We start from the raw sequence: 17,411 nt of genomic DNA on the forward strand, positions 1-17,411 counted from the left end.
CCTATGAATATGAGCAACTCAGAATTTGGAAGTATTTCGTTTGATTTACCTAAAAATCAGTCAAACGTAATCAAGGTAATTGGTGTAGGAGGTGGCGGTAGTAACGCTATTAACCACATGTTTAAGCAAGGGATCAAAGGTGTTGATTTTGTAGTGTGTAATACTGATTCTCAGGCACTGCAAAATAGTGCGGTACCTAATAAAATACAGCTTGGTGTAAACCTTACAGAAGGGCTTGGTGCAGGTGCTAACCCTGATGTTGGGCAGCAGGCTGCATTAGAAAGTATTGAGGACATTGAAAAAATGCTTGATACGAATACCAAAATGATATTTATTACCGCAGGTATGGGTGGTGGTACCGGTACCGGTGCAGCCCCTGTAATTGCACAACTGGCAAAAGAAAGAGAAATACTAACTGTTGCTATTGTAACAATACCTTTCCAGTTTGAAGGTAAGGTGCGTGCAGAGCAGGCACAGAATGGTGTTGAAAAACTAAGAAAACAGGTTGACTCTTTAATTGTTATTAATAATAACAAGCTGAGAGAGGTATACGGTAACTTAGGCTTTAAAGCAGGATTCTCTAAAGCTGACGAAGTGTTATCTACAGCTTCAAGAGGTATTGCAGAAGTAATTACACACCACTATACTCAGAATATTGACCTTAAGGATGCTAAAACAGTACTGGCAAACAGCGGTACAGCTATAATGGGTTCTGCTGTAGCCTCAGGTGAAAGCAGAGCTAAGGATGCTATTGTAGATGCGTTAGATTCTCCGTTATTAAACGATAATAAAATTACAGGTGCCCAAAACGTATTGTTGCTCATCGTTTCGGGTACTAATGAAATTACTATTGATGAAATAGGAGAAATAAACGATCATATTCAGGCAGAAGCAGGACACAATGCCAATATTATAATGGGTGTTGGTGAAGATGAGTCTTTAGATGAATCTATTGCAGTAACTATTATTGCTACAGGCTTTAATATAGAACAGCAAAATGATATTGTAAATACAGAGCCTAAAAGAATAATTCACGCACTTGAAGAAGAGCAACGATTAGAAACCAGTTTTGCTCAAAAAGCTTCAACGCCTTCATTTGATTTTTCTCAGCCAGCAAAGGAAACTCAAAATGAGGAAACACAGCCAACTGCAGAGCAGGAGGATGAAAAAATAGTGTACTCACTTGAAGATGATGTAACTGAAAAAAAGCAGGAAGTTCAGGCGGTAGAGAATGACAAACCTGCGTCTGAAGAGTATATAAATGACCTTGATGTTTTCTTTGAAATTGTTTCTCCTGAACAGGAAAAAGCAAAACAGGAAATAAAAGACGTAAGAGATATTGAAGTTGTAGACCCTGAATTTGTTGTAGCACCTAAAAAAGAGGAACAGGTTACTTTTTCTTTTGATATTGCTAATGAAAGCCCAAAAGCTGAAATAATACATGAAGAACAGCCACAAAGCCGACTTTTTGAAACTACAGAGGAAATACGTAATATTCAGGTAAACGAAGCTGTACAGGTAAAACCGGAAGTTTCGGCTAAACAAGAAGCAGAGGTTATACGTTACTCATTAGAAGATTACTTAGAAAAAGAACAAGAGTTATTACAATCCAAGCCTGCTGCTAAAAAGCAAGAAGAGCCTGTAAGCGAAGAGCTAAACATAACGCTTAAAAAGACAGATGATGTTGAAACAGCTTCAAATACAGTAACTTCACACGAAGAAGTTTCTCCTGTAGAAATGACTATTGAGGAAACATTACGTATGAGGGCAGAGGAGCGTCGTAAAAAAATGAAGGACTTTAACTATAAATTCCATAATAATTCTTCATCTAAAATAGATGAGATAGAGAAAGAGCCTGCATATAAAAGAATGGGGATTGATTTAAATGAATCACGTACTGATAATACTAAGTCGCGCTTTTCTTTAGGAACAGATAGTAACGATGATTTACAGTTACGTTCTAACAACTCTTTCCTGCATGATAATGTAGATTAACTAACCCAAATACTATAATGTAAACCCGGAAATAGAATGTATTTTCGGGTTTATTTTTTTATCTTCGCTGGCAAATTTATAAAAATCTGTACCTATGAGTTTACAAACACAGATAATGGACGCTATGAAAAGTGCAATGAAGTCTAAAGACACTGTGGCACTTGAAGCATTAAGAGCGGTTAAATCAGCTTTATTATTAGCTAAAACAGAGAGTGGAGCGCAAGAAGAGCTTTCGGAAGTGCAAGAAATAAAAATATTACAAAAACTGGTAAAGCAACGTAAAGACAGTGCTGCCATATATGTAGAACAAGGACGTGAAGATCTTGCAGAACCTGAAATAGCACAAGCTAAGGTTATAGAGCAGTTTTTACCTGAACAAATGTCTGAAGAGGAGATTGAAGCTGTAGTGAAAAAAATTATAGCTGATAATGGTTTCTCCGGTATGGCTGATATGGGTAAAACCATGGGTGTAGCCTCTAAAGAGCTTGCCGGTAAAGCGGATGGTAAAACCATTTCTGCTGTTGTAAAAAAATCATTAGCATAAATAACTTTATACTAGGCCCCGTAGTTCAACTGGATAGAATATCAGATTTCGGCTCTGAGGGTTGGGGGTTCGAATCCCTTCGGGGTCACTTGATGGGACAAATTCAAAAATGATGAATTTGTCCCTTTTTTATTTCTATTTAAGTCTTTGTCTATCAGTGTGATATACTTGATTGCTTCATTAACTCGGGTGGTTCGATATTCAAATCCGTCAAAAGTTAGATTTTCAGGAAAGACCGAACCAATGATCTTTCTTTTTTGCGTAATTGTCCCTGTTTCATACAAATAGCCCAATTGTGAAAGATTGCTGATTGCCTTACCCCACAGGGGTTCCACGTTTTGCGTGTCTGTAATCGAACTTGTGAGTTTGGCTTCCAGCCTGTTTATTTTTTTATCGGCATCCGCTTTCATCATTCGGTAATCGTCCGCTTCAATATCACCACATAAAAGCAGTTCCCTGGCTTTACTCAGTTTATTGTTTTCATCCTGTAAACGAATTTTTAACTGCTGTATATTTCCGATCCTGTCTCTGGTTTTTGATTTATATACGGAAGTAATGACTTCTTTAAATAGGTTGAGCCTAGGAATGAAATACACATATTTCCCAATTTCGGAAATGATCTTTTCATTCATATCTTCGGCCTTGTGTCTGAATTTACAGCCACCAGAGCAATGGTAATAGTAATAATAATGGGAACGCCCTTTCGACTTGCTACCGGTCAGCATACGTCCGCAATCCGGGCAAATCACAAATCCACGTAATGGAAAATGAACATCCTCCTTCATTTTAGCCCGCATTACTTTTTTACGACCGTCGAGCACATCCTGTACATCATAGAACAAAGCTTCGGATATCAAAGGTTCATGTTGCCCCATCACCAGCTGGCTTTCTTCATCTTTGTATTTAGGTATAAATATTTTACCGCAATACATAGGATTACGGATAGCTGTCCAGAAATTATTCTTACTGCATTTCAGCCCCTTTTCCTTTGCCATTTTCCATACCTGCTCGGTACTGAACATATTTTTCGCCAACTCTTTGAATGCCCATTTCATAACATCGCTTTGGACTTCCCTTGGGGCAATATATTTTTTACCGCTTTCGTTGGATTTATTGATGTATCCAACCGGTGCCGTTCCCATCCAACGACCTTCTTTTTTAGCCCTGCGCATTCCATGAAATACATTCAATGCCCTTCTGTCATTTTCCACTTCAGGGGCAGCCAGATAAAAGGCAAGCATCATTTTATTTTCAGGAATGGATAAATCGAGCGGTTGCTCTACCGCCTGCGGTTCTACCCCCAATCGTCTCAATGTACCGATCATCTGATAAGCATCCCCTGCATTTCGGCTAAACCTGTCCCATTTGGTAAACAAGATCAAATCGGACTGTCCTCTGGATTTACGAAGGATGCCCAACAGTTTTGTCCAAGAAGGACGTTTTGGGTTGTTGTTGGACCACCTTTTTGAAAAGTTACTCATCAATAAAAATGGTATCAGTGATTTTGACCGGTCAGTCTACCTTCAACACTATAACCACAAGGAAAACATAAGAGCTGCCAATGCATGGTACCAGACCTTCGGTGAAGATATTGCACATAAGAAGGACTATACTAAAATTAAGAATCCCACAAAAGGAATTGCGTCATCGGCTAATTTTAAAATTTTGGATAGTTTTCTTTCCAATAACGTTGACGAACATGAAATGACGGAAATAACGGAATGCGGTCATTTTCTTCAAGAGGAGAAACCCGAACAAATTGCAAGGGAAATCTCGGATTTCTTGAAATAAAGTAACATAATTCAAAAAAAGCTGTATCAGACACATCCAAAAAATAATAACTGACCAGAATTCAAGCCTAATATTTAAAACCTAAATAATCAATTACAAAAAAACAATACTATTATGACAGAAAATAATAAAAAAATTCTACAGAAAGCAAATGAAGCTGTTTCTAAAGGCAATTATGAGGAATTTCTTCAATATTGCACTGATGATACTAAATGGACATTTATAGGTGATCAGGTTCTTAATGGAAAGGAATCCGTCCGAAAATGGATGTTCAATGAATACATTGAACCCCCAAAAAATGAGGTAAAAAATTTGATTACCGAAAACGATTACCTTACCGCAATCGGTAAAATCGCAGTGATGAATGAAAATGGAAAAAGCACTACATACTCTTACTGTGATGTATGGAGGTTTCGTGATGGAAAAATGGCTGAACTAATGGCCTTTGTAATCGAGCACAAGGATTAGAAAGACGGCAAATAATAAAAAAATTAACTAAACTTGAATTTAAAAACGTTTATCCTTGATTTGAAAACTATTTAAATTTACGTGCCATGTAGTTTTGTAAAAAACAAATAATATGAGCACACAGAAAGTCTGGTTTATTACAGGAGCCTCAAAAGGAATGGGGCTAGAAATTACAAAAGCCGTTTTAAATGACGGAGGAAATGTCATCGCGACAACCAGAAATACGGAACTACTTTTAGAACAAATTATAGATCACAAGGATCATTTATTTCCTGTAGAATTGGACATCACCAATGAAGGGGACATTGAAAATGCAATTTCCAAAGGCATTGAAAAATTCGATCGAATAGACGTAGTGGTCAATAATGCAGGTTACAACCTTTTGGGAAATATTGAAGAACTAAGCGATAGCGAGTTTAGGAAAACAATGAACGTAAATGTTTTTGCAATGGCCAGTATCATTAGAAACGTTTTACCACATTTGCGCAGGCAAAATTCCGGGCATATCATTAATACTTCCTCTATGATGGGCTATATGGGCTATGCTGGTAATGGAAGCTATAATGCATCAAAATTTGCCGTTATAGGACTGTCCGAGGCTCTTGCTCAAGAGGTTGCTCCTTTTGGTATTAAAGTGACCATTTTGGCTCCAGGAACCTTTCGGACAAATTTTATGAATGAGGAAACCCTTAATGTTGCGCAATATAAAATCGATGAATATAAGTTAGAGAAGCAGGTGGAACAGTTCACGGGATTTGATGGCCAACAATTAGGTGATCCCAAAAAATTGGCAGAGGTATTACTTCAGATTACGGAAATGTCTAATCCACCCTTGCATCTTCCATTAGGTTCTGATAGCTACTATGCTATTTTGGAAGTTCGTAAAAAAGAAAGGGAAGAAATGGAACAATGGAAAGATTTATCTTTATCTACTGATTTTAAACAAGCATAGTGTGAAAAAAGCTGCTCCTTATAAAATTAAGTCAATTTCTGAACTTCATAAGTTATTTGGACTGTCAAAGCCCTATCATCCATTGATAAGTGTGATAGATTTTGAACTTCTGAAGTTTGATGATAACAAAATTTGGAGCAGCTTTTTCTATGATTTTTATTGTGTAGCCTGTAAAAAAGGATCTTCTGGAAAATTCAGGTACGGACAAGGTAATTATGACTTCGATGAAGGTGTGATGAGTTTTACCAAACCTGGTCAAATTTTTTCAGTCACCAATCCTACAGATGACCCAGTATCGGGTTATATGCTCGTCTTCAAACCTGAGCTCATTCGGCATTATGAGTTGGGAAAGGTCATTGGAAATTATGGGTTCTTCTCTTATTCCACTGCGGAGGCCTTGCACCTTTCTGAAAAAGAGGACAAAATAATGATGAATCTTATGCATCAAATTCAGGATGAACTGAAAAACAATATTGATCATTATAGTCAAGATCTAATTGTTTCCCATATTGATCTGCTTCTCCATTATGCAAAGCGTTTTCACAATCGGCAGTTTCTGACACGAAGTGCAGTAAATAATGATTTAGTGGCAATGATGGAAGAATTAATTGATTCCTATCTAAAATGTGACGCTGCCCTTTCGGGTCTGCCCACAGTTAAATGCTTTGCGGAAAAGCTCAACGTTTCCCCTGATTATTTAAGTGATCTGTTGAGAAATGTGACAGGTAAAAATGCTAAAACACATATCCAAGAATCTGTAATTGATAGAGCTAAAGAACTACTCTCAACTACCGATTTAAGTGTTAAGGAAATAGCTTTTGATTTGGGCTTTGAGCATCCCCAATCATTCAGTACAATGTTCAAAAAGAATACCCAAAAGACCCCAATGCAATACAGGGCATTATTTAATTAAGGAAATTACTAGCCCATTACATGGAGAGGCATAAGCAATAAAAGAATGGATGTCTTGCTCAACTCAAATGCCGCTCCATAACAATTTAACTACAATAAATACCAATCTGATTACTTTTTAGGAAACGACAACTAAGAACTTTGCAACAGATTTAAAAGATAATTTAGTATGCAGAATCTTAAAGAAAAAGTAGTCGCTATCACTGGTGCAAGTAGCGGAATTGGAAAAGCCATTGCCACAAAGCTGGCTGCCGCGGGAGCAAAAGTAGTACTCGCCGCTCGCCGTGAAGAAAGACTAGTGGAAATTGTATCAACTATTACTGAAAAAAATGGCGAAGCAATTTATGTAGTGGCAGATGTTTAACATAGGGCAGACTTAGATAAGTTGGTTGAAAAAGCCGTAGCTGACTTTGGAAGATTGGATGTAATGGTGAACAATGCAGGGGTTAGTCAATTAAGCCAAATTGATGAACTTGATGTAGAAGGTTGGGAACAAATGATAAATGTAAACCTGAACGGTACTTTGTACGGAATGGCAGCAGCGATTCCCGTATTTAAAAAACAACAATCCGGACACATTGTAAACATCATTTCTACGGCAGGGCTTACCATAACCCCCACGATGGGTGTCTATGCCGGAACTAAAAATGCGATAAGGACAATTTCCGAAGCTTTTCGGCAGGAGTCTGATGGAACTGTCAGAATTACGGGTGTTTCTCCCGGTTTTGTCGATACGGATTTTGCCGAAAATATTAAAAACGACCAAATGCGAACTGCCATTTTGAAAAGTCGTGATGAAATTGCCATAAGCCCTGATGCAATTGCAGGTGCTGTAATCTATGCGATCAGTCAACCTAAAGAAGTGGAAATTGGTGATATTGTGATTCGACCAGCGGTTCAAAACTAAAAAATAGTTACCTTCAAGGTTATGGGAGCGAGTAACTCAGAAATAAAACCATTTAAAAGCATATCTGCATTAATGCGATATTTGGGGTTGCCCGCCCCACAACATCCCTTATTCACACTGGTAGATTATAATAAAACACCGCAACTGGAAATAAACAGTGAACAAAAATTAACTATTGATTTTTATAAAATTTCTTTTAAAAATAGTTTTAGTGGAAAAATAAAATATGGGCAGGATTACTATGATTTTGACGAAGGTGGACTGGCGTTTTTAAAACCTGGTCAAATTGTAACTCCCTATGAAGATATGGAAAGTTATGAAGGCTATGCTTTATATTTTCATCAAGATTTTATTCGCAAGTTTCCGGTAGGCACTGAAATTAAATCCTATGGTTTTTTCTCCTATAATGTTTCCGAAGCACTTTTTTTATCGGCCAAAGAAAAAGCTATTGTCGAGCAATTATTTCAAACCATAAATGCTGAATCCAGAGAAAACATCGATCAATTTAGTCAGGAGGTATTGGTATCACAATTAGCTTTATTGTTAAGCTACAGCAAGCGTTTTTATAACCGTCAATTTATTACCCGAAAAGAAATAAACCACGAAATTATAACCTCGTTGGATCAAATTTTGGAGCGGTATTTTCAAGATAAAAGCGGACTGGATAATGGCTTGCCTTCTGTAACATTTCTTAGCAACAAACTCGGTCTTTCCCACCGCTACCTGAGTGATTTGTTATGTTCTCTTACGGGACTAAACACTCAGCGATATATTCAGAAAGCTATCATAGAAAAGGCAAAAGAAGAACTATCAACAACCAATCTGTCCGTAAGCGAAATAGCCTATAATTTGGGTTTTGAATATCCCCAATCGTTCAGTACAATGTTCAAAAAGAATACCCAAAAAACCCCACTGCAGTTCAGGGCACTGTTCAATTGAAAAATACCGCTGGTACTGGAGAAGCAGTTGATCATTGGTAGATGTTCATATTCTCATCATAAATAGGACTTTCTATTGCTAAGAAATTCAAAATACTATGAAGGACATGGTGTTATGATAGTGTTTTATTTGACTTCAACTTTTTATAGTCATCTGATAACCATACTATAAAAATCCAATTCTTTAAACAACATTCCTTAAGTATTTCCAGTAAAAAATTTCCTCTAGATACTGTTCCACAGACACGGGCTTTCGACCCAATAGTTTTGCCATTTGTAAACTGTCACTATCTAATTCACCATGTCTTGTAGCCGAGGCAAAACCTCCTATTACTTTAGCACAAGCTTTAGGCATCCCCTGATCAATAACAGTTTTAAGAAAGGTATCTAGGCTAGGACTTAAATAAGTGATGTTTTTGCCAGTGATTCGAGAAATATATTCTGCTATTTCTGAGAAGGAATAACTATTTTCACATACACTATAGATCTTATTTTTGTGACCATTAGAGATTAAGACCTTGGCTGCGGTCTCGGCCATTTCACTCCGTAGTGCAAGACCTATTTTCCCATTACCGGCTGGCAGGTAAATTCCATGTAAAAAGATTTTGTCCCCCAAAAATAAAGGCAATATGTCCATGTAAAGTCCATTTCGCAAAATGGTATAATTTAGACCACTTTCTTTAATGGCATTTTCTGTTGCCAAATGAGAATTTAGTACAGACTCGATAAGCGAGAAATTTACTTTTTTATGATCCTGGCTTGTGTAAAGAATATATTTGACATTAGATTCTACAGCTGCATTCACAACTTGAATATGCTGCATACTGCGGTTTTCTAGTTCATTACTTGAAACAAAAAGCAATTTGTCAATACCAGAAAAGGCCTTTAACATTGAACCGTAATGATTATAATCGCCAAACACAATATTTACGTTTAAGGACTTTAATTTCTCAACTTTTGTATCGTCTCTAGCCATTGCATAAATCAAACTTTCATTCACCCCGTTTTCGATTAAAGATTCAACAACTGCATACCCATAATATCCGGTAGCTCCCGTTATTAATATTTTATCTTTTTTTTTCATTTGTTTTTAAGTAAGCTTTCTCAATTGATCTTAAAATTTGTAGGTGAAACCTATAGTAGGTGTGTTTTCGATATAGTCCGAAGAAATGGTCAACTTCTTTTTTCTTTCATAAGGTTTGGTAAACAAATAACTCATTCCAACACCTATTACAGCACCTGCTAGCACATCCCAACCATCGTGCTTGGTTGCTTTAATCCTTGTATATCCAACATATCCTGCCAAGAGGTAAGCAGGAACGCCGTATTCCCAACCATATCTTTTTTGTACAAATGCTGCACTGGCAAACGCAACAGATGTATGACCGGATGGAAAACTATTGCTATTTTCTCTATTCGGCCGCTCTTTGTTTATGGCTAGTTTTAAACCATACGTTAATACAATAGTGCCTGCCAGCGCTTTGGAAAATTGGTAAGTTCCTTTCTGACCATCTTTCCAAATGAATGTAGAACTCATAGCTAAGGCTGGCATTGTAACAAGCAAAATATCCCCTGCTGTCTTATGAGCATTTTGGGATGGAGTAAGGGGTTTTACCTGTCCATACGCTAGTGACGAACTCAAAATTACAATAGCAGCTAGGGCTTTAAAGCCGCACAGACTTTTTAATGAAATTGTGACGTTACGCATAAGTTTCAAAATGATGTATTTAAATAAGGATAAAGAGCATTTTCAACAAGAACCATCAGCGTATCGATTTTCACCTCCTTGGTATTTACGGCAATACTACCTTCGTTATAAGGCTTATATTTTTCTATGTCTGTAATTGAGAATAAACCAATGACAGGGGTGAGGGAAGAGCTAGCCAGATGCATTATTCCAACATCGGCTCCAATGAAAACATCTGTGCTTGCAATCATCGCTGCCAATTCCCGTATGTCGGTGAAATACAAAACAGGGATTTTAAAACTAATTTTAGAGACAGTTTCTTTCGGAAATACTTCAATGATGTTTACATCTGGAAATACTTTCTTTAAGTGTTCATATAAATTAAGCCACCATATTTCTGTATAGCATTTGGTATCGGTGGTATGGGTGTATAAGCAAATAGTTGGTTGTGCATTTTGCACTATATCATATACCAAACTACCGCCATTTATCAGTTCCTCATTCGCAAGTCTCAAATCCAAGTTAGCTGGGATCACATCATTTGACTTAAGCCCTATAGTGGGCAAAAACTCCCGCAAAGAATAGATCACTTGTTTTGCGATATGACTTTGTTTTTTATTTTTATGGCTATCTCCTAAAAACTTGAATGTTGCATTTGAGATTTTCGTAAATAATCTTCCAGAAAAAGATTCCTTGACGGCATTTATGGCCAAATCATATCTCTTGCTTCTAAGCTGTAAAATTGTTCTTATGTATTTTATGAAGTTTTTGAAAGGTTTCTTCGGAAATTCAATAACCTGATGAACATTTTCATAATTTTGATATAGCTGGATAGCACAAGATTGATTTACCAGCAAATCGATCTCACTATTTGGGAATGTGGATTCTAACTCCTGAATCAACGGGGAAAGCAACAGTAGATTTTCTAATCTATGATTAGGTCTACATATTAGGATTCTTTTTATATCATCATTGTTGCGGAGCGTTTCACTTATCTTATTTTTAAAACTGGAAGTAAGATATCTAAATGCCTTCCACTTTATAGCGTTAATGATTTTTTTCGGATTCATTTATAAAATTTTTGTGTTGAGCTTTCAGGGAGTTCATCAGTGCGGAAAATAGTAGGAAGAATAAAAGTGGTTCGGGGGTGCGTATTCAAAATTTATTTTTATGGCTAAATTTGATTCATTTAATCATCAATAATTTAAGGGTACTAAAACTAAATTTCATAAGTAAGTAATTATAAAAAGGTCGAAAACGACAATAAAATAAGGCTCTCACAGTAAATGAGGGCTTTTTTTGTGCGCAAAACAAACGTTCGCTTTTGTACTTTTTATTACCATTTAACTACCATTTAAAAAAGGTTTAAATAAGCTTTTAAAGCCGTTACTACTATATAGCCGGGCAAATATACCTGTTATTACCATAAATGCTGTAAAAACGCCTGTTTATGGTAGTTTGCGATGGCACTATGCAGGCATTACTGCAATTCATTTTAATACTACGCAATATGTTTAAAGCGAAATTTTAATATATATCCGTTTTACTATTGGGTTGGCAAATGGGTTGGCAAATGGGTTGACAAATAAAAGCATTAATATTTACTATAAATAACCCCGTAACAACGTTTAAAAACAGTTTAAACGCTAAAAAAAGGGTTAAAACCACCCCCAAAAACGCTATTTAAACACCTTAATACTATTTAATTAACTGATTTTAAGTTATTTAGTAATTTAACTCATCGAATTAACCCGAATACTGGCTTTTACCAATGCTAAAGCCCTTACCCGGCTCAGTTCTATATCCCTGTCCGGGTGGTGCTGGTTTTCGCTAACTAGCTTTATCCAGTCGTCACCCTTTTCGCTTTTTTGCAGCCATTTCACACTAACAATTTCGTCACCATCATAGTCAATACTTATAATGTACATTTCACCATAAATCAGTCCGTTTTTAATGTCGTGCATTTGTTTATACATCACAATATCGCCGCTTTTTAATAGCGGGTACATACTATCGCCCGTTACATAAACAGCTCCATCACACTTTGGCAGGTTTGGTATCTGTATATGGTCTATCGGCTTAGTTTCTTTACTATCCCTAAATAAAGTTACAACTCCAGCTGTAGCTTCCAAGTTGTATAATGGTATTGATTGATGCTGTTGCATGTTGTCAGTTTTAAGACTGTATACACTTACAGGTTCACTCATATATTTTTCAGAAATATCGGCATTTTTAATCATACTGCCTTTACCAGTTAAAAGCCAATTTAAATCCACTTCTTCAAACAAGTTTGACAGGTCTAAAATAATTTGATAAGAAGGGCTGTTATTTTTATCCCTTTCCAGTCTGTATAGCTTCTCTGCTGATTTATAGCCTAGTAATTTTGACAATTCCCCCATATTCTTTATGCCTTTATAATCGCATAACTGAATTAAATTGTCAAAAAAGTTTGTTTTTTTACTCAAAATAGTTTGTTTTACTCAAATTTGTTTGTATGTTTGTCCTGTACAAAAGACAAAAAATGAAAACAAGCAAACCTACAAAAAAAAGAAACAACTACAATGAGGATATCCTTAACTCATTAGCAAAAAAATTCGGCTATTCTGTAGACTATATAAGAAAGTGCTTGAGAGATGACCGTAAAGGAATTATGCCTGATGTAATTAAAAAAGAATACAAGTATTTAGAAAATATTGCTAAAAAAGCAGTTGAAACTAAAATTAATACCTCTGAATAATTATGAAGCCTACACCATTTGAATATTACGAGGGTAAGCTTGGTGTAAAAATCAGCTTCTTAATTTGTGACAGGGATTTTCACATGGATAGTTTAAAGGTTATTGCCTACAATACACTTTACTATAGAACAAAAAGGAAATCAAGCCCGGAACAGTTTTTACGCAGAGCTTCATTAAATAATGATGCGTTAGTACTGTTTTCATCTCTTTGCCAGGAATGGCGGGACAGGCTTACGGTAAAGTTTGGAAGCCCCAAGCAGGAAGTTAAAAAAAGCTGGTTTGCCCAGCATTACGAAGCGGATAAAAAAGCCTTTGATTTTTACATGGCCCACCGTTACGGAGAGGAAAACCGAAAACTTGATACTTCGCTGATTGAGCGATACACTTATAACGCTTCGGTGCTTAATACGGTTATACGTGTAAAAGCCAACCGCAAAGCCTACTGCCGAACGTTAGGATGTACTAAAGTTGATATTTGGGACAGCCTGAGTAAAGATGTAAATGCCTTTAGAGATGTAGAACACACGCTGCCCACTACTAAACGCGGTTTACAGATGAAAGTGAAAGCGTACCAGGAACAGGGTTACATCGCTTTAATTTCCGGTAAGTTAACCAACCAAAACGCCGCCAAAGTAAAAGAGGACACCCAAACGGCGTTACTTGATGAACTGCTGGCAAAACATACTAACCTTGATAATACACAGGTAGCCAACATATATAACAGTGTTGCAGGTATACAGGACTGGAAAACCATAACCCCGCAAACGGTGGCTAACCGCAAACAGGAAAATAACCTGGTTATTTATGCCGGGCGTAACGGAAAGGCGAAGCTGTTAGACCATAAGTTAATGCAGGTTAAACGTAAAGCCCCGAGTAAACCGATGCTTTACTGGACAATGGACGGGTGGGATGCTGAATTGCTTTACCAAAAAGCAACAATAAACGCACAGGGCAACACTGTTACCACCTACCATAACCGATTGACGGCTGTAATGGTGTTAGACCCTTATAACAAGTATATAGTAGGTTATGCCATTGGGGAACGTGAAAGCCCTGCACTTATAAAAGAGGCATTGCGTAATGCGATGCAGCATACTAAAGAACTGTTTGGGGATTATTACCGCCCGTACCAGTTGCAAACGGACAGGTACCAAATAAAGCACCTTACCCCAACCTATGAAGCCTGCACGGTACACTATACCCCGGCTAATGTAAACAGCAAAAAAACAAAGGTTATTGAGCCGTTTTTTAATCGCTTTAATAAGGAGTATTGCCAACTTTTTGACAATTGGAGCGGGCATAATGTGGATAGCGGCAGTAAAAACCAACCCAATGACGAGGTGCTGAATAAAATAAGAAAATCATTTCCTGATGAAAACGGATGCCGCCAGCAATTGATTGGTTCAATAGAAGCGGACAGGGCTAAAAAAGTAGCGGCCTTTGTTGAAAAATGGCAAGAAGTAGCGGAGGAGCACAAAAGTATAATGAGTTTTGAAACCTACCTGCAATACTTAGGCGAAAAAACAGGCTATACTAACAAGCTAAGCCCTTCCGGATTGTTACCCACTATTAACGGGATAGAGCGTTGTTTTGACAGCTTTGACATCAACTTCCGCAAACTATTCCATATTGATTGGTGTGTAATGTATGACCCTGCCGACCTGAGTAAAGTACTGGTAATGGATGCGGAAAGCAAAAGCGGCAAGTTTGTAAAGCTGCTGGGGAACTACTCCTTTGTACTTGATGAAATATACATACAGCCTATGGCACTTGCCGACCGTGTGGAAGGCGATGCAGCAGAAAAACAGCGTATTACTGATTACAACGATAATGTAATGAAATACATAACTAATGAGCGTGCTGATAATGCTGATGTGTTACACGAATTTTTAAGTAAACCCCAACTACAGGACACCCTTGCAAAACACTTGCTAGTTGACAGCTTAGGACACCACAAAGACCATAATAACAGCCATAAGATTAATAAAAAAGCGCAAAAGGTTTTGGAAGTACAGGAAGCAAGAACGGAAAAAGCCGAAGCCAGTGACTGGCGCACCCAACAAAACGACTACCACAAACAACGCATTAACCTTAACGACTATATATAATGACAACGGAAACTAAAAAACAGATTATAGAAGCAGCTTTAAGTTATATGGATGCGCACCAACTAAGCGCAAGCCAGCTAGCAACCAAAGCAAATGTAAATAAAGGTTACCTGAGCAAAATGTTACGTTTTGACTTTACGTATGAAGCAGGCGGAAAACAGGGTGACATATCCGCTCAAAATTTTATAGCCCTTGCCAACTGCATAGGTTTACCACTAACAAAGCAGTATTGGGAAATACGGGAAACCGAACAGCTTATACACGCCCTTAGTAATTTGAAAGATGCTAAAGAGCATGGTGCTACTAACGTAATAATAGGCGAAACCGGTTCGGGCAAAACGTTTACCATAGGCATTTTTGCAAAGCAACACCCGCACGACACTTTTGTAGTTAAGGTGGGCAGTAGCGACAATTTAGGCGACCTTATTGACAAATTGATTGATGCACTTAAAATTACTACCGGGAAAACCAAGAGTACAAAATTAAGAGCCATAGCAAAGCACCTGCACCACCTTAAAGGGCAGGGCTACAAACCCCAAATAATTTTTGATGAAAGCGAATACATGAAGCAGCCGGCACTATGTGCCATTAAGGAACTATACGACAGCCTTATTACGGTTTGCAGTATTGTACTGGTAGGTACTAACCAGCTACAGGAAAATATAGACAAACTGCGAAAGCGTAATAAGGCGGGCATACCGCAGTTTTACCGAAGAATAAAATTTGGCTACAGGGCATTACCGCATATTGACAGGAGTTACAGGAATTTCCTTACTGATATTGAAGACAGGGCATTGCGTGTTTTCCTGCAAAAAAATTGCGACAATTACGGAGAGCTACACGATGCGCTTGTACCCGCCATGAGAGAGGCAGACAGGTTGCGGGAACCGCTTACCGTGCAACTGGTTACTAAAGTATTAGGAATACCACAAAACATGCTGGCGTAATGAGTAAAAAGTTACCAAAAGTAATAACGGTAGCCAATGTATTGAACCAAAGTGTATCGCTTATTGATTTAAAAAGTATTGACACCGCATTATACCAAGCCTTCGGGAACGTTCAGAAACGTGGTGTTTGGTTTATATACGGCGGCAGTGGTAGCGGTAAAAGCAGCCTTGCACTCGCCATAGCAAGAGCGTTATGCCTTTCGGCTGATTTAAAAGGTATAATTAACGAACTGGAAGAAGAACTGGACGATTTAGACTTTATAAACCGCATAAAACTGTACAAAATGCAGGATGTAAAGTTTTTTAGCGCCGGATATGATTATGAGCAGCTTAACGAATACCTGGACAGGCGTAACAGCCCCGAAGTAGTAATTATAAACTCGGCAAGCTACTTTTTTAAAAAAGTAGAGCAGTATTTGGAATTTACCCGAAAGTACAAACGCAAAAAGATACTGATTATAACAGGGCATGCCAAAGGTAATAACCCTTACAGCGAACTGGAAGTAAAGATAAAATACGATGCCAATAAAAAAATATTTTGCTACGGCTACTTAGCCAATTGCCAGGGTCGGACAATAGGCCCTAATGGCGGTAACTATGTTATTTGGCAGGAAGGCTATGAAAAGGTTAGGGGAACCGAAATAAAAGAGGAAACTAAAAAGTAAGGATATGAAAGCAATTTATGAAATACTGGGGCTAACCCCACAACGTTACGAGGAGCTTGTAACTGACCTTTTTGTTAACTGGGCCGGAAAGCATTGCATTCGCCCTACCGATTATCAGCATATACTTGCCAACCCTGCTATTTCTAAATGGTTTCGTTCGGAGCTTAGTTTTATTGAGGAGGATTTAAAAGAAGATATTTCAGATTATGGAAGCGAAAAAATATCTCCCTATAAAGGTGAAAAAATATATGCAGTAGGTACCGAGCGTATTTTAAACCATTACCCTAAATCACTTTTAGAAGCTGCGCAACCGCTTAAACGAGGTGTAACACTAACAATACAAAGAGGCATTCCTATTTCATATTTAAAACTCAACTGATATGGATATACAAAGCAAAATACAGGAACTAAACGAGTGGTTAAAAAACAACCCACACCACCAAGACAGTACAGCAGTATTACAACAAAAGTGGGAACTGGAACGACAAAGTGAATTACAAAATGAGAGAGAAGGAACACATAATTAGCAGGCTTGCAGAGCTACATATAGCACTGCAATGGAGTACCCAACACGCCACTATGGAAGTTAGCACTGCATTAACCGTTGGCGAGCGAATTATGGTAAACCAGGAACGAGCCGCCCTTTTCAGAGAACTGGAAAACGATGCGAAAAACTTTAAACAAAGCCCCACGGTAGAAGAAAAAGTAACCGGAATACTATACCTGATTAAACGAATGAACTGGCAACCTAAAGATTAAA

The 17,411-nt window shown here is 37.6% G+C and carries 19 protein-coding genes, 1 tRNA gene and 1 pseudogene; 16 read left to right on the plus strand and 5 right to left on the minus strand.

All coding sequences use genetic code 11. From position 1 onward, the window contains the following. The first annotated feature begins 9 nt into the window (after positions 1-9). The 3 genes from ftsZ (at position 10) to IEW45_RS11865 (ending at position 2,627) form a co-directional block, all read left to right on the plus strand. Positions 10-1,995, plus strand: a complete 1,986-nt coding sequence (gene ftsZ, locus IEW45_RS11855) for a cell division protein FtsZ (RefSeq protein ID WP_188621469.1) — start codon at positions 10-12, stop codon at positions 1,993-1,995. 94 nt (positions 1,996-2,089) lie between these two features. Next, entirely contained in the window at positions 2,090-2,539 is a 450-nt protein-coding gene (locus IEW45_RS11860) for a GatB/YqeY domain-containing protein (RefSeq protein WP_188621470.1), read from the plus strand. A 14-nt stretch (positions 2,540-2,553) separates the two neighbouring features. Beyond that, positions 2,554-2,627, plus strand: a tRNA-Arg gene (locus IEW45_RS11865). Here IEW45_RS11865 and IEW45_RS11870 read toward each other — a convergent pair. Then, positions 2,581-4,020: a recombinase family protein gene (locus IEW45_RS11870; protein ID WP_229665947.1), complete on the minus strand. Its 1,440-nt coding sequence runs from the start codon at positions 4,018-4,020 to the stop codon at positions 2,581-2,583. The two genes, IEW45_RS11865 and IEW45_RS11870, sit on opposite strands and share 47 nt — an antisense overlap. Between IEW45_RS11870 and IEW45_RS11875 the strand changes: the two genes are divergently transcribed. The 6 genes and pseudogenes from IEW45_RS11875 (at position 3,905) to IEW45_RS11905 (ending at position 8,508) form a co-directional block, all read left to right on the plus strand. After that, positions 3,905-4,330, plus strand: a complete 426-nt coding sequence (locus IEW45_RS11875) for a hypothetical protein (RefSeq protein WP_188621471.1) — start codon at positions 3,905-3,907, stop codon at positions 4,328-4,330. The two genes, IEW45_RS11870 and IEW45_RS11875, sit on opposite strands and share 116 nt — an antisense overlap. A 114-nt stretch (positions 4,331-4,444) precedes the next feature. Then, on the plus strand, positions 4,445-4,798 hold the full coding sequence (locus IEW45_RS11880; protein WP_188621472.1) for a nuclear transport factor 2 family protein: 354 nt from the start codon (positions 4,445-4,447) through the stop codon (positions 4,796-4,798). Between the two features lie 112 nt (positions 4,799-4,910). After that, positions 4,911-5,750, plus strand: a complete 840-nt coding sequence (locus tag IEW45_RS11885) for an SDR family NAD(P)-dependent oxidoreductase (RefSeq protein WP_188621473.1) — start codon at positions 4,911-4,913, stop codon at positions 5,748-5,750. A gap of 1 nt (position 5,751) precedes the next feature. Then, complete coding sequence (locus tag IEW45_RS11890) at positions 5,752-6,663, plus strand: helix-turn-helix domain-containing protein (RefSeq protein ID WP_188621474.1); 912 nt, start codon at positions 5,752-5,754, stop codon at positions 6,661-6,663. A 168-nt stretch (positions 6,664-6,831) separates the two neighbouring features. Continuing rightward, positions 6,832-7,569 (plus strand): annotated as a pseudogene (locus IEW45_RS11900) (SDR family oxidoreductase). A gap of 21 nt (positions 7,570-7,590) precedes the next feature. Then, a complete protein-coding gene (locus IEW45_RS11905; RefSeq protein ID WP_188621477.1) occupies positions 7,591-8,508 on the plus strand; it encodes a helix-turn-helix domain-containing protein in 918 nt (305 codons plus the stop codon). A 183-nt stretch (positions 8,509-8,691) separates the two neighbouring features. Here the strand turns inward: IEW45_RS11905 and IEW45_RS11910 are convergent, their stop codons facing one another. The 4 genes from IEW45_RS11910 to IEW45_RS11925 form a co-directional block, all read right to left on the minus strand. Beyond that, complete coding sequence (locus tag IEW45_RS11910; protein WP_188621478.1) at positions 8,692-9,591, minus strand: SDR family oxidoreductase; 900 nt, start codon at positions 9,589-9,591, stop codon at positions 8,692-8,694. Positions 9,592-9,621: 30 nt separating this feature from the next. Next, on the minus strand, positions 9,622-10,215 hold the full coding sequence (locus tag IEW45_RS11915) for a phosphatase PAP2 family protein (protein ID WP_229665948.1): 594 nt from the start codon (positions 10,213-10,215) through the stop codon (positions 9,622-9,624). 5 nt (positions 10,216-10,220) lie between these two features. Continuing rightward, positions 10,221-11,264: a glycosyltransferase family 9 protein gene (locus IEW45_RS11920; RefSeq protein WP_188621480.1), complete on the minus strand. Its 1,044-nt coding sequence runs from the start codon at positions 11,262-11,264 to the stop codon at positions 10,221-10,223. Positions 11,265-11,927: 663 nt separating this feature from the next. Then, a complete protein-coding gene (locus IEW45_RS11925; protein ID WP_229665942.1) occupies positions 11,928-12,659 on the minus strand; it encodes a S24 family peptidase in 732 nt (243 codons plus the stop codon). Between the two features lie 56 nt (positions 12,660-12,715). Here IEW45_RS11925 and IEW45_RS11930 point away from each other — a divergent pair, with 56 nt between their 5' ends. From IEW45_RS11930 to IEW45_RS11960, 7 genes are read left to right on the plus strand one after another with little or no spacing between them, the layout of a single operon-like run. Beyond that, the gene (locus IEW45_RS11930) at positions 12,716-12,931 is read left to right on the plus strand and encodes a hypothetical protein (RefSeq protein ID WP_188621481.1); all 216 of its coding nucleotides are present in this window, start codon (positions 12,716-12,718) and stop codon (positions 12,929-12,931) included. Positions 12,932-12,933: 2 nt separating this feature from the next. Continuing rightward, positions 12,934-15,039, plus strand: coding sequence for a hypothetical protein (locus tag IEW45_RS11935; protein WP_188621482.1), 2,106 nt, complete (start codon positions 12,934-12,936; stop codon positions 15,037-15,039). Continuing rightward, on the plus strand, positions 15,039-15,986 hold the full coding sequence (locus tag IEW45_RS11940) for an AAA family ATPase (protein ID WP_188621483.1): 948 nt from the start codon (positions 15,039-15,041) through the stop codon (positions 15,984-15,986). The genes IEW45_RS11935 and IEW45_RS11940 overlap by 1 nt, the downstream gene beginning before the upstream one ends. Continuing rightward, a complete protein-coding gene (locus tag IEW45_RS11945; RefSeq protein ID WP_188621484.1) occupies positions 15,986-16,651 on the plus strand; it encodes a hypothetical protein in 666 nt (221 codons plus the stop codon). Before IEW45_RS11940 ends, IEW45_RS11945 begins: the two co-directional genes overlap by 1 nt. 4 nt (positions 16,652-16,655) lie before the next feature. After that, positions 16,656-17,030, plus strand: coding sequence for a hypothetical protein (locus IEW45_RS11950; RefSeq protein ID WP_188621485.1), 375 nt, complete (start codon positions 16,656-16,658; stop codon positions 17,028-17,030). Between the two features lies 1 nt (position 17,031). After that, a complete protein-coding gene (locus tag IEW45_RS11955; RefSeq protein ID WP_188621486.1) occupies positions 17,032-17,178 on the plus strand; it encodes a hypothetical protein in 147 nt (48 codons plus the stop codon). Then, positions 17,153-17,410 (plus strand): hypothetical protein, encoded by a 258-nt coding sequence (locus tag IEW45_RS11960; protein ID WP_188621487.1) that lies wholly within the window; start codon positions 17,153-17,155, stop codon positions 17,408-17,410. The genes IEW45_RS11955 and IEW45_RS11960 overlap by 26 nt, the downstream gene beginning before the upstream one ends. Position 17,411 lies beyond the last annotated feature (1 nt).

Source organism: Flavobacterium suaedae, from assembly GCF_014642915.1.
Classification (GTDB): Bacteria; Bacteroidota; Bacteroidia; order Flavobacteriales; family Flavobacteriaceae; genus Flavobacterium; species Flavobacterium suaedae.

Coding starts and splice junctions, on each gene's coding strand:
- IEW45_RS11870 (WP_229665947.1), bottom strand. CDS start 4,020: ATGAGTAACTTTTCAAAAAGGTGGTCCAACAACAACCCAAAACGTCCT.
- IEW45_RS11915 (WP_229665948.1), bottom strand. CDS start 10,215: ATGCGTAACGTCACAATTTCATTAAAAAGTCTGTGCGGCTTTAAAGCC.
- IEW45_RS11940 (WP_188621483.1), top strand. CDS start 15,039: ATGACAACGGAAACTAAAAAACAGATTATAGAAGCAGCTTTAAGTTAT.
- IEW45_RS11880 (WP_188621472.1), top strand. CDS start 4,445: ATGACAGAAAATAATAAAAAAATTCTACAGAAAGCAAATGAAGCTGTT.
- IEW45_RS11885 (WP_188621473.1), top strand. CDS start 4,911: ATGAGCACACAGAAAGTCTGGTTTATTACAGGAGCCTCAAAAGGAATG.
- IEW45_RS11860 (WP_188621470.1), top strand. CDS start 2,090: ATGAGTTTACAAACACAGATAATGGACGCTATGAAAAGTGCAATGAAG.
- IEW45_RS11905 (WP_188621477.1), top strand. CDS start 7,591: ATGGGAGCGAGTAACTCAGAAATAAAACCATTTAAAAGCATATCTGCA.
- IEW45_RS11945 (WP_188621484.1), top strand. CDS start 15,986: ATGAGTAAAAAGTTACCAAAAGTAATAACGGTAGCCAATGTATTGAAC.
- ftsZ (WP_188621469.1), top strand. CDS start 10: ATGAGCAACTCAGAATTTGGAAGTATTTCGTTTGATTTACCTAAAAAT.
- IEW45_RS11955 (WP_188621486.1), top strand. CDS start 17,032: ATGGATATACAAAGCAAAATACAGGAACTAAACGAGTGGTTAAAAAAC.
- IEW45_RS11930 (WP_188621481.1), top strand. CDS start 12,716: ATGAAAACAAGCAAACCTACAAAAAAAAGAAACAACTACAATGAGGAT.
- IEW45_RS11935 (WP_188621482.1), top strand. CDS start 12,934: ATGAAGCCTACACCATTTGAATATTACGAGGGTAAGCTTGGTGTAAAA.
- IEW45_RS11960 (WP_188621487.1), top strand. CDS start 17,153: ATGAGAGAGAAGGAACACATAATTAGCAGGCTTGCAGAGCTACATATA.
- IEW45_RS11920 (WP_188621480.1), bottom strand. CDS start 11,264: ATGAATCCGAAAAAAATCATTAACGCTATAAAGTGGAAGGCATTTAGA.
- IEW45_RS11910 (WP_188621478.1), bottom strand. CDS start 9,591: ATGAAAAAAAAAGATAAAATATTAATAACGGGAGCTACCGGATATTAT.
- IEW45_RS11950 (WP_188621485.1), top strand. CDS start 16,656: ATGAAAGCAATTTATGAAATACTGGGGCTAACCCCACAACGTTACGAG.